This is a genomic window from Lonsdalea quercina subsp. quercina, from assembly GCF_000688695.1.
Taxonomy (GTDB): Bacteria; Pseudomonadota; Gammaproteobacteria; order Enterobacterales; family Enterobacteriaceae; genus Lonsdalea; species Lonsdalea quercina_D.
Window position 1 is genome coordinate 78,613 of the sequence record NZ_JIBQ01000006.1, and the last position, 10,750, is coordinate 89,362.

9 protein-coding genes are annotated in these 10,750 nt (G+C 56.5%); 4 read left to right on the plus strand and 5 right to left on the minus strand.

Translation table 11 applies throughout. The features are described from left to right. Nucleotides 1-3 precede the first annotated feature (3 nt). The 3 genes from hpxX to hpxZ are packed head-to-tail and all read left to right on the plus strand — an operon-like array spanning nt 4 to nt 1,998. Nucleotides 4-192, plus strand: coding sequence for an oxalurate catabolism protein HpxX (gene hpxX / locus SB13_RS07680; RefSeq protein WP_072000224.1), 189 nt, complete (start codon nt 4-6; stop codon nt 190-192). Continuing rightward, entirely contained in the window at nt 189-1,595 is a 1,407-nt protein-coding gene (locus tag SB13_RS07685) for an AtzE family amidohydrolase (RefSeq protein WP_026739788.1), read from the plus strand. The genes hpxX and SB13_RS07685 overlap by 4 nt, the downstream gene beginning before the upstream one ends. A gap of 16 nt (nt 1,596-1,611) precedes the next feature. Then, a complete protein-coding gene (gene hpxZ / locus SB13_RS07690; RefSeq protein WP_394296368.1) occupies nt 1,612-1,998 on the plus strand; it encodes an oxalurate catabolism protein HpxZ in 387 nt (128 codons plus the stop codon). Between the two features lie 78 nt (nt 1,999-2,076). Here hpxZ and puuE read toward each other — a convergent pair whose 3' ends face one another. Genes puuE through SB13_RS07705 form a run of 3 tightly spaced genes read right to left on the minus strand, consistent with a single transcriptional unit; the run spans nt 2,077 to nt 4,528 of the window. Continuing rightward, the gene (gene puuE / locus SB13_RS07695; protein WP_051619075.1) at nt 2,077-3,027 is read right to left on the minus strand and encodes an allantoinase PuuE; all 951 of its coding nucleotides are present in this window, start codon (nt 3,025-3,027) and stop codon (nt 2,077-2,079) included. Between the two features lie 41 nt (nt 3,028-3,068). After that, nucleotides 3,069-3,806 carry an aspartate/glutamate racemase family protein gene (locus SB13_RS07700; RefSeq protein WP_026739791.1) on the minus strand — a complete coding sequence of 246 codons (738 nt, stop codon included), beginning with the start codon at nt 3,804-3,806 and terminating at the stop codon, nt 3,069-3,071. Further along, on the minus strand, nt 3,803-4,528 hold the full coding sequence (locus tag SB13_RS07705) for a GntR family transcriptional regulator (RefSeq protein WP_026739792.1): 726 nt from the start codon (nt 4,526-4,528) through the stop codon (nt 3,803-3,805). The genes SB13_RS07700 and SB13_RS07705 overlap by 4 nt, the downstream gene beginning before the upstream one ends. A gap of 154 nt (nt 4,529-4,682) precedes the next feature. Between SB13_RS07705 and SB13_RS07710 the strand changes: the two genes are divergently transcribed. After that, the gene (locus SB13_RS07710; protein WP_026739793.1) at nt 4,683-6,161 is read left to right on the plus strand and encodes an NCS1 family nucleobase:cation symporter-1; all 1,479 of its coding nucleotides are present in this window, start codon (nt 4,683-4,685) and stop codon (nt 6,159-6,161) included. Between the two features lie 118 nt (nt 6,162-6,279). Here the strand turns inward: SB13_RS07710 and SB13_RS07715 are convergent, their stop codons facing one another. Together SB13_RS07715 and SB13_RS07720 are read right to left on the minus strand one after the other, a co-directional pair. Next, complete coding sequence (locus SB13_RS07715) at nt 6,280-8,088, minus strand: glycoside hydrolase family 13 protein (protein WP_026739794.1); 1,809 nt, start codon at nt 8,086-8,088, stop codon at nt 6,280-6,282. A gap of 861 nt (nt 8,089-8,949) precedes the next feature. Further along, complete coding sequence (locus SB13_RS07720) at nt 8,950-10,746, minus strand: glycoside hydrolase family 13 protein (RefSeq protein ID WP_026739795.1); 1,797 nt, start codon at nt 10,744-10,746, stop codon at nt 8,950-8,952. Nucleotides 10,747-10,750 lie beyond the last annotated feature (4 nt).

The following is a 10,750-nucleotide window of genomic DNA, read 5'->3' on the forward strand; positions in this document are numbered from 1 at the left end:
GAGATGAAAATTGATGACGCCGCGCTGGCCGACTATCTGCGGCAAATGGAAACGATGCTGGCGCTGGAATTGGATCCGGCCCGCCGCGAGGCGTTGCAGCGACAGTTCAGCCGCATCGCCGATATGGCGCTGCCGCTGATGGCCTTTCCGCTGGACGAACGTGAAGAAATTGCGGGGGTTTATCAGTTATGAGTACGACACGCCACCCCGGCAGCTATTCCATTGATGAGCTTCAGGCGCTACAAGAGCGCGGCGAGCTGTCCGCGCAGGATATCGCCCGACAGACGCTCGCGCATATTGCCGAGCGCAATCCCCAGCTCAATGCTTACACCCGCGTCACCGAGACGCGCATGCTGGAAGAGGCCGCGCTGCTCGACCAACAACGCCGCGACGGCTGCGCGCTGCCCGTGCTGACCGGCGTGCCGTATGCGGTCAAAAATCTGTTCGACGTGGCAGGAGAAACCACGCTGGCGGGAGCACAACTGTTTAGCCAGCGTCCCCCCGCCACGCAGGATGCCTACGCCGTCTGCCGGCTGAGCGCTCAGGGCGCGCTGCTGTCGGGGCTGTTGAACATGGACGCCTACGCCTATGGTTTCACGACGGAGAACACCCACTATGGCGCGACTCGCAACCCGCATGACGTGACGCGCATCGCGGGCGGCTCCTCCGGCGGTTCGGCGGCGGCGGTCGCGGCCGGGCTGGTGACCTTCGCGCTCGGCAGCGACACCAACGGCTCCATTCGCGTCCCTTCATCGCTGTGCGGCATTTTCGGGCTTAAGCCGACCTTTGGCCGCCTGTCTCGCCGCGGCACACAGCCCTTCGTCGCCAGTCTCGATCACATCGGCCCGATGGCGCGCAACACAGAGGATCTGGCGCAGGTGTTCGATCTGCTGCAAGGCGTCGACGCTCACGATCGTTTTCAAACGCCGCATGCGTCGCTGGACTGCTCGGCCACGCTGGACGATGACTCGCAGCCTATACGCGCCAGAATCCTGGCGGGCTATTTCGCCGACTGGTGCGACGAACACGCGAAAACCGCCGTACTGCGGGTCGCCCGCGCGCTGGGGGCGGATGACAACGTGTTGATCGACGATGCCGCGCTGGCCCGTACGGCCGCGTTCCTGATCTCGGCCAGCGAAGGCGGGAATCAGTACCTGCCCGCGCTGCGAAACGAGCCGGATCAGTTCGAACCGCATTCGCGCGAACGTCTGCTGGCCGGCGCGATGATCCCGGCGACGTGGTATGTTCAGGCACAGCGCTTTCGCGACCACTTCCGGCGGAAAGTCCTGTCGCTATTCGAACACACCGACCTGTTGATTGCCCCGGCGACGCCCTGCTCGGCTACGCCGATCGGTCAGGAAACCATGAGCATTAACGGCGCGGATCTGCCTATTCGCGCCAGCATGGGCATGCTGACTCAACCGATTTCGTTCGTCGGTTTGCCGGTGGTCACCGTGCCGCTGCTCACCGATTGCGGGCTGCCCATCGGCGTTCAACTGATTGCCGCGCCGTGGCGCGAAGACATTGCGCTGCGCGCGGCCCGACGTCTGGAAAAGCAAGGCATCACGCATTCCGTCATCCCCTTATCGCCCTAAACGCAAGGAATCCGACATGTTGCAGCCCAACGACATCAACCTGCCCGACGTGCTGGAAGAGGTCACCGCCGCCTTCTACCGCTACGAAAAAGCGCTAACCGGCAACGACGTCGAGGAACTAGACGCCCTGTTCTGGCACGATGCACGCACCGTACGCTACGGCGCTTCCGAGAACCTCTACGGGATTGAGCAGATCCGGGCGTTTCGCGCCGCCCGCCCCTCAGCCGGGCTCGACCGTCAGTTGCACAACACGGTGATCACCAGCTACGGCCGGGATATGGCCGTCGCCAGCACTGAGTTTCGTCGGGCGCATTCAGAGAAGGTGGGTCGCCAGATGCAAACCTGGATCCGCACCGAGCAGGGGTGGCGCATCGTGGCCGCCCACGTCAGCCTGATGACGTAAACGCGCCGGGGGAGCCGCGTGATGACGATAGGCCGCGATGATCTACGCGGCCTTTTTGACTTCATGGCGAGGGCGGCATCAACCGCGATAAGGATGGTGCTGACGCCAGTGGTCGGCGATATCCTGCCGACGGCAAATCCACACCCGATCATGCTGCTGAATATAGTCGAGGAAACGCTGTAGCGCGCGGAAGCGACCCGGCCGCCCCAGCAGCCGACAGTGCATGCCGACAGACATCATCTTCGGCGCGGTTTCCCCCTCTTCATACAGCACATCGAAGCTGTCCTTCAGGTAGGTCAGGAACTGGTCGCCGCAGTTGAACCCCTGCGGCGAGGCGAAACGCATATCGTTGGCTTCCAGCGTATAAGGAATGATGAGGTGGGGCCGCGCCGCGCCGTCATCCCCCGCCACAGGCATCCAGAACGGCAGATCGTCGCCATAATAGTCGCTGTCATACTGGAAGCCGCCGTGTTCCACCACCAGCCGACGCGTGTTGGGGCTATCGCGGCCGGTGTACCAGCCCAGCGGCGGGCGGCCGAACAGCGCCGTCATCGTCTCCACGGCCTGAGCCATATGCTGGCGTTCAACCTCCATCGGCGTGTTTTGGTAGTGGATCCAGCGCCAGCCGTGGCAGACCACGTCGTAGTCCGCCGCCTGGATCGCCGCCACGACGGCGGGATTGCGCGCCAACGCCATCGCCACGCCGAACACCGTCAGCGGCAGACCGCGACGCTGAAACTCCGCGTGAATGCGCCAGAAACCCGCGCGCGAGCCGTACTCATATAACGATTCCATCGACATATGACGGTCCGGGTAACTGGCCGCGCCGATGATATCGGACAAAAACTGCTCGGAGCCCGCGTCGCCGTGCAGCACGTTATTTTCCGCGCCTTCCTCGTAATTGAGGACAAACTGCACCGCGATGCGCGCGCCTCCCGGCCAGCGGGGGTGCGGCGGCTGGCCCGCATAACCCATCAGATCGCGCGGGTAGTCCCGCCCTTCCCGCAACGCCTGCGTCACTGTCTTCATGCTGTGTTCTCTTTTCTGTGGCTGAGGAGATAAAACCGGCGTCAGCGCAGCTGGCTAAACGGGCCGGTCAGCGGTTTGGGCAGCGGATAATCCAGGTCGCCGTACTTGCTGGTAGTCAGTCCCATGCCGACCAAGGATTCAACCAGTTTGACCGCGGCGCTGACGCCGTCGATCACCGGGATCTCCAGCTCCCGCGTCAGCTCGACGGCCAGATCCGCCATGCCGCCGCAGCCCAGTACGATAGCGCCGGATCCATCCTTTTGTTTTGCTTGTATACACTGTTCGCGCACTTTCTGTTGCGCCAATCCCTGCCCGTCTTCCAGCGCCAGCACCGGAAGGTCGATGGCGTGCAGCGCGGCGCAGTGGCGTTCAAAGCCATACTGATGTAGCAGGTGTCGCGCGATGATCAGCGTGCGCGGCAACGTGGTGACGATAGAAAAGCGCGTCGCCACCAGCGTCGCCATATGCATCGCGGCTTCGGCAATGCCGACGACCGGCGCGGCCGCCAGCTCGCGCGCGGCCAGCAGACCCGGATCGCCGAAGCAGGCGATAACGTGTCCGTGCACGCCCTGCGCTCTACCCAGCCGGATTTGCTCCAGCACGCCGAGGGCCGCGATGGCCTCATCGGCGTGCCCTTCTATCGACGGCGCACCGTGAGAGGCGCATACGGACAGTATTTCGGTGCCAGCGTGGGCCGCTCGCCGCGCGGCGGAGCCGATGGTCTCCGTCATTTCCCGACTGGTGTTCGGGTTGATGACCTGAATCACACAGCCGCTCATGCCTTCACTTCCCCGTTGAGATGGCCGAACAGGCGGGAGAAATCCGGCGCGACGCTATCGTCGCGATCGAATCGCAGATGGGCGGTGATGTCGTCGAAATGGCGCTGCATCTCCGACGTGAGCGCCGCCGTATTTTTGTCTCTCAGCAGGGCGACCAGCCGCTGATGATCGTGACAGCGACACCCCTGTGGCCACGGTGCGCCATAGGCGGCAATCACCAGCGAAGAGCGCAGCGTGAGCTGAGACACCATGCCGGTCAATACCGCATTACCGGAGATGGCCTGCAGCTGAACGTGAAACGCGGCGGACAGGCGGATCGCCTCTGCGCCATTCTGATCCTGATGGGCGTTGTCTTCCGCCAGCACCACTTTTTCCAGCGCCTGACAGTGGCTTGGCCGGCAATGCGCCACCACCTGCGGGAGGTTGGCGCACTCCAGCAGACTGCGGGTATGAAAGATCTGCCGCGCTTCGTCCACCGAGGGCGTGGCGACCTGTGCACCACGCTTGGGCGCCAGATTGATCATTTGCACTGCGGCAAGACGCTGCAGCACTTTGCGGATGCCGGTACGGCTGACACCGAAGACCTCCGCCAGCGCCTCTTCCGGCAATTTGGTGCCCGGCAGCAGCTGGTGTTCCACAATCGCATTCAGCAACGCGTGATAAATCACTTCGTCCTTTTGCTGAGAAAGCGTTTCGTCTTTAAGACCATAGGTATAGTTCATCACGTTATCCCATCACCATTTCGTGGCTAAATCGTACACGCCAAAACTCAAATTTTGTATACAAAAAATAGATCATGGCCCGAATCCTGCAAAACACCATTTGTATACACCATCGTGTGAAGAAGACGTTCGGTTATCAAAAGGAGCAGATTCCATGCCAGAAAATACCTCATCGAACCGCGTCATGCGGACAGACTACAGCCCCAGGTTATGCAATGAGGATCTCGCGCCGGTGCGGTCCCAGAACTGGTCCTGGTATAACATTTTTTCTTTCTGGATGTCCGACGTGCACAGTATGGGCGGCTACGTCGTCGCGGCCAGTTTCTTTACGCTGGGGCTGGCCAGCTGGCAAGTGCTGGTCTGTCTGCTGGCCGGTATCGGTATCGTTCAGGTGTGCGCCAATCTGATCGCCAGACCCAGCCAGATGAGCGGCGTCCCCTATGCCGTGATTTGTCGTCAGGCCTTCGGAGTTTTCGGCGCGAATATCCCGGCGGTGATCCGCGGACTGATCGCCTTCGCCTGGTACGGTATACAAACCTATTTGGCCGCCAACGCGCTGATGCTGGCGCTGCTGAAGTTCTACCCCTCACTGATCCCGCTGACCGAGCCTCACTGGCTGGGCCTGTCCGCACTGGGCTGGGTATGCTTCGGCATCCTTTGGCTGCTACAGGCTATGGTGTTCTGGCACGGCATGGCGGCCATCAAACGATTTATCGATTTTGCCGGGCCGGCGGTCTATGCGGTGATGCTGGGGCTGGCCGGTTGGATTGTTTACCAGACCGGCTGGGAGGGCATCTCCTTCACGCTGTCCAGTCGCTCGCTGAGCGCGGGCGAGCAGCTGTGGCAGATGATGACCGCCATCGCGCTGGTGGTGTCCTATTTCTCCGGGCCGTTGCTGAACTTCGGCGACTTTTCCCGGTACGGCAAGAGCATGCGCGACGTACGCCGCGGCAATTTCTGGGGGCTGCCGGTCAACTTCCTGCTGTTCTCCATCGTGACGGTGGTGATCGTTTCCGGCACGCAGTCGCTGTTCGGCAAGATGATCACCGATCCGATCGAAACCGTGAGCCATATCGGCAACGGCGTTGCCGTCGCGCTGGGCCTGCTGACCATGATCATCGCCACCATCGGCATCAATATCGTGGCGAACTTTGTGTCGCCAGCCTTCGACTTCTCCAACTGTTCGCCCCAGCGGATCAGTTTTCGCGCGGGCGGGATGATCGCCGCAGTGGGGTCGATCCTGCTAACCCCTTGGAACCTCTTCCAGTCGCCCGAACTGATCCACTACACGCTGGACGTGCTGGCCGCTTTCATTGGCCCGCTCTTCGGGATCCTGCTGGCCGACTTTTATCTGATCAAAGGCGGACGCGTGTGCGTCGACGATCTGTTTAACGCGACGCCACAGGGGCGTTACTGGTATCGCCGCGGTTTTAATCCCAACGCCGTTCTGGCGCTGATCCCTGCCGTCGGTATCGGTCTCTTCATCGGCTTTATGCCGTCGTGGCATGCGCTTGCCAATTTCAACTGGTTTATCGGCGCGGCGCTGGGCGCGGGCTGTTATCGTTTTCTGGCCCGCCATGAACGCAGCCAGGGTTATTCGCTTCACCGCCTGTCTATGACCGGAGTGGATTAGGCGTTTCGCTGTGGGCTAACCCGAAATACCGCGCTCCCCCAGACAAAAACATCCCGGCCTGAGCCGGGATGTAAGGGCGATGTCATACAGGGCATGAAGGCCATGCCCGTGTAGCGCGTTATTTCAGTTTGTAGATCCCCGTCTGCCACGGTTGCAGATTAAGCACCGTCGCATTAGCTTCAGGTTTTGCCTTTTCACCGCTTTCCAGCAACGTTTCGCCTATCGCCAGATGATCCGGCAGCGCGTAGTCGATCGCTTTTTCCTTGAAGTTGATCACCATCAGGTAGCGTTCGCCCTTCAAGCTGCGGGTATACGCGAAAACGTCGGGGTTTTGCGAGTCCAGATCTGCATATTTACCGTAAACCAGCGCCGGGATGCGGTGACGCAAGGCGATCAGTTCACGATAGTAGTTGTAGACGGAATTCGGGTTGGACACTTCGCTCGCCGCATTGATCTCTTTGTAGGTCGGGTTGACCGTGTACCAAGGCGTACCGGTTGTGAAGCCCGCATTTTTCTCGGCGCTCCACTGCAGCGGCGTTCTGCCCTGTTCGCGCGAGGTGATGCGAACGTTGTTCAGGAAGACGTCCTCCTTCACTTTGCCGCTGAGCACCAGGTTTTTATAGAACGCTTTGGTTTGAATATCGTTGTAGTCGTCGATGGACTTGAACGGCGCATTGATCATCCCCAGTTCGTCGCCCTGATAGATAAACGGCGTGGCATGTTGTGTCAGGAGCACCATACCCAGCGCCTTCGCGGAACGTTCACGCCATTCCGGGCGGTCGTCGCCAAGGGTGGAAACCACGCGCGGGTTATCGTGACTGCCGAGGAAGAACGCGAGCCAGCCATATTCGCCGCCGGATTCGTTCGCGTGTTGCACCACTTCTTTCAACTGCGGCAGCACCCAGCCTTTGTAATGCCACTTTTCGCCCGGATAGCGGTAGAACAGCACCGACTCAAAGGTAAAGGCCAAATCCATTTCATGACGACGCTGGTCGACATAATCTTTGAGCGACGCTTGCGGCACACCGAAGGCTTCAGCGGCAAACGCCATGTCCTTGTGATGTGACATCACGTGCTGATTCATATCATTGATATAGTGGTGCACGTCTGGACCGGTGCCATAAGTCGCTGCGGCGTGTCCTAATTGCTGCTGATTCAGATCCGGGAAACCGGGCTGTTTAGAGATGGTATTAATGGAGTCAAATCGCAGGCCGGACACCCCTTTAGATAGCCAGAACTCCATGATGTCGTAGAGGTCGGCTCTGACTTTCGGGTTTCCCCAATCCAGATCCGGCTGATGCACACTGAAGTAGTGAAGGTAGTATTGATCGGTCTTGGCATCTTTCTCCCACGCCGGACCGCTGAAGATGGACGGATAGTTGTTAGGCTCGCCGCCATTTTTGCCCTCACGCCAAAAGTAATAGCTGCGGTAAGGGTTATCGGTAGACTCTTTGCTTTTCAGAAACCACGGGTGTTCATCACTGGTGTGGTTAAACACGATGTCGATCATCAGACGCATATTGCGTTTTTTCATTTCAGAGACGAGCCTGTCGAAATCTTCCATCGTGCCGAAGTCTTTCATGACCTTTTTATAATCACGAACATCGTATCCGCTGTCCTGATTAGGGGAGTCGTAGTGCGGCGTGATCCAAATGGCGTCGATGCCCAGATTGTGCAAATAATCCAGCTTCTCAATCAAGCCTTCAAAATCACCAATGCCATCTCCGTTACCATCCTTGAAGGAGCGGAGATAAACCTCGTAGAAGACAGCCTGCTTCCACCAGGTCGGGTAGTCGTCGGAACGCTGAATAACGGCGCCATGAGGAGAAGCGGCTTCCGCAGGCTCCGCCTGAACCTGAGGGACATTCCCGCACAGGGCAATACCTAGACTTATCGCGATCAGCGATGCCAATCTCAGTTTATTCATATCCTTTTTTCCTTGCTTGAAACAATAAGAAAAATACAGTTTTTATTTCTGATGTTATGGCGAAGGCATGTAAATACAGCGGGGTCGAGAATAGCACCATGAAAATAAGCCCACATCACTTTAATAGTGAATTAATACTTTAAAAGCCTATACCCATGAATTAGTGAAACCACAAAGAATACCTAAAAAAACATTACTGAAAGAGTAATAGCCTCTTTTTTATATTCACCAATAAAAACCATTGAGATGATTATCATTAAATAAAAAAACGTCTTGCCGTGTGATTATTGAAAATCTATATGCGGTCAAATTTAAATAAAAACCAATTAAAATCAATAAATAGCACCACCACTTCTGTTTCAAAGCATCGACACAGAGAAGACCCGACCTCATCACGGCAACCGCATTGTCACCCAGGGATAACGCTGAAATAATTTTTTCTCTGTCATTTTTCACAAATTTATATCGCTGACGAGGTCATTTATTTTTTCAAACAAAATCGCAATCTCAACGAGAAAGAGCACATTTGGTTAATCTTATTTATCCGCTATTACCACCGCACAGGAAATAAACAGAGTAATTTCATTCATTTCGTTACACTTATTTACCGATAACTCACACCTGTGCTTTTTTAACAAAAACATTCATTTTTCGCCCCGCGAGTTTAATAGCCTGGGTGGCATCGGGAAGAAATGAAAATAGGGGGAATACGGCGGGAGGGGTTGCCAGAATAAGCGGCCTCAGAGATAACAACCGCGTCGTTGCGGCCCTACGTTTCGCCACACGGCACCGCCCTGCTCAACGTGAGCGAAAGGCAGCGCAGCGTGGCGAAAACGTGTTTAGTACTCCTGTATCGTCAACTTAGTTCAGCTGGTAGATACCAGACTGCCAGGGCTGGAGGGTAAGCGAAGACGCATTATGCGCCGGGGCGGCTTTCGCGCCGCTTTCGATGAGCGCTTTATCAATCGTGAGCGCCTGCGGCAATGCGTAATCCATCACTTTTTCTTTAAAGTTGATCACGACCAGATATTTAGCCTCTTTGGTGGTCCGGGTATAGGCATAGATGTCATCGTTCTTCGGCGCCAGATCGGTGTATTTACCGTAAGTGAGCGCAGGCGTTCGATGGCGCAGCGCGATCAGCTGTCGGTAGTAGTGGTAGATGGAATCATCATGTGCGACCTCATTCGCGGCGTTGATCACTTTGTAGTTTGGATTCACGTTGATCCACGGCGTGCCCGTGGTGAAGCCGCCATTTTTCTGCGCATCCCATTGGAACGGCGTGCGAGCATTATCTCGGGTCGTTTTTTTAGCGTTTTCCAAGAACCAGGTGGCCTTGACCTTGCCGGTCTCCACCACGTCTTGCCAGGAGCCCTTGGTTTCGAGGTCATCAAACTCCGAGATAGATTTGAAGGGATAGTTGGTCATGCCCAGCTCTTCCCCTTGATAGATGAAGGGCGTCGCACGCTGCGTCATCTGAAGCGTCGCTAAAGCCCGAGCGGACAGGCTTCGCCACTCCTCGCGATCGTCGCCGAAAGCCGATACCGCGCGTGGATTATCATGATTTCCCAGGAAGAACGCGTTCCAGCCATAATCTCCCACGACATCATTCATCTTCTGCACCACCTGTTTGAACTCGCTCAGCGTCCAGTCGCGGTAGTGCCATTTCTCAGTCATGTGGCGATACAGCAGGATCAGATCGAATGTGAAGACCATATCCAGCTCTTCCCGACGCTGATCGACGTACAGAGGAACCTGTTTGAGCGGTACGCCGAAGACTTCACCCGCCGTCACGATGTCGGGGTACTGAGACAAGACCTGGGTGTAGATCTCATGGATGTACTTATGCAGGTTCGGCCCCTGCGTGTAGGTTACTGCATAGTTGGTGAGTTCCTCAGGCGTCAGATCGGGAAAACCGGGGAACTTGGAGTAGGTGCCGACCGTGTCGAAGCGCAGACCGGAGACCCCTTTGTCGAGCCAGAAACGGACGATATCATAGAGATCGTGCCGGACTTTCGGGTTGTCCCAGTTCAGGTCCGGCTGATGTTTGCTGAAGTAATGGAGATAATATTGACCGGTCTTGGCATCTTTTTCCCAGGCTGAACCGCCAAAGAACGAGTGATAATTGTTCGGCGGCCCCCCGTTTTTACCCTCCTGCCAGAAGAAGTAGTCGCGGTAAGGATTGTTCTTCGACGAACGGCTTTCCTTGAACCACTCATTTTGGTCGCTGCTATGGTTAATCACCACATCGATCATCAAACGCATATCGCGTTTTTTCATTTCAACCATCAAACGATTGAAATCTTCCATTGAGCCATATTCACTCATGATTTTTCTATAATCACGAATATCGTAACCGCTATCGGTATTCGGCGAATCATAATGTGGCGTCATCCAAATAGCATTGATACCCAATCCTTTTAAATAGTCCAGCTTCTCGATAATACCTTGAATGTCCCCAATACCATCTCCATTCGTGTCCTTAAAGGAACGTGGATATATCTGGTAGAAAATAGCTTCTTTCCACCACAAAGGGTAATCACTTGATTGCTGTATTGACACCGGTGCTGGAGCGCTCTCGGCTTTCGCTGGGTTAAAACTGCTTGAAATAATAATACTCAGGCTCATAGCCATAAGCGATGTTAGTTTCAGTTTGGTCATATCC

Excerpts from the sequence above, each read along its gene's own strand:
- hpxX (WP_072000224.1), top strand. The coding sequence starts at position 4 with ATGAAAATTGATGACGCCGCGCTGGCCGACTATCTGCGGCAAATGGAA.
- SB13_RS07685 (WP_026739788.1), top strand. The coding sequence starts at position 189 with ATGAGTACGACACGCCACCCCGGCAGCTATTCCATTGATGAGCTTCAG.
- hpxZ (WP_394296368.1), top strand. The coding sequence starts at position 1,612 with ATGTTGCAGCCCAACGACATCAACCTGCCCGACGTGCTGGAAGAGGTC.
- puuE (WP_051619075.1), bottom strand. The coding sequence starts at position 3,027 with ATGAAGACAGTGACGCAGGCGTTGCGGGAAGGGCGGGACTACCCGCGC.
- SB13_RS07700 (WP_026739791.1), bottom strand. The coding sequence starts at position 3,806 with ATGAGCGGCTGTGTGATTCAGGTCATCAACCCGAACACCAGTCGGGAA.
- SB13_RS07705 (WP_026739792.1), bottom strand. The coding sequence starts at position 4,528 with ATGAACTATACCTATGGTCTTAAAGACGAAACGCTTTCTCAGCAAAAG.
- SB13_RS07710 (WP_026739793.1), top strand. The coding sequence starts at position 4,683 with ATGCCAGAAAATACCTCATCGAACCGCGTCATGCGGACAGACTACAGC.
- SB13_RS07715 (WP_026739794.1), bottom strand. The coding sequence starts at position 8,088 with ATGAATAAACTGAGATTGGCATCGCTGATCGCGATAAGTCTAGGTATT.
- SB13_RS07720 (WP_026739795.1), bottom strand. The coding sequence starts at position 10,746 with ATGACCAAACTGAAACTAACATCGCTTATGGCTATGAGCCTGAGTATT.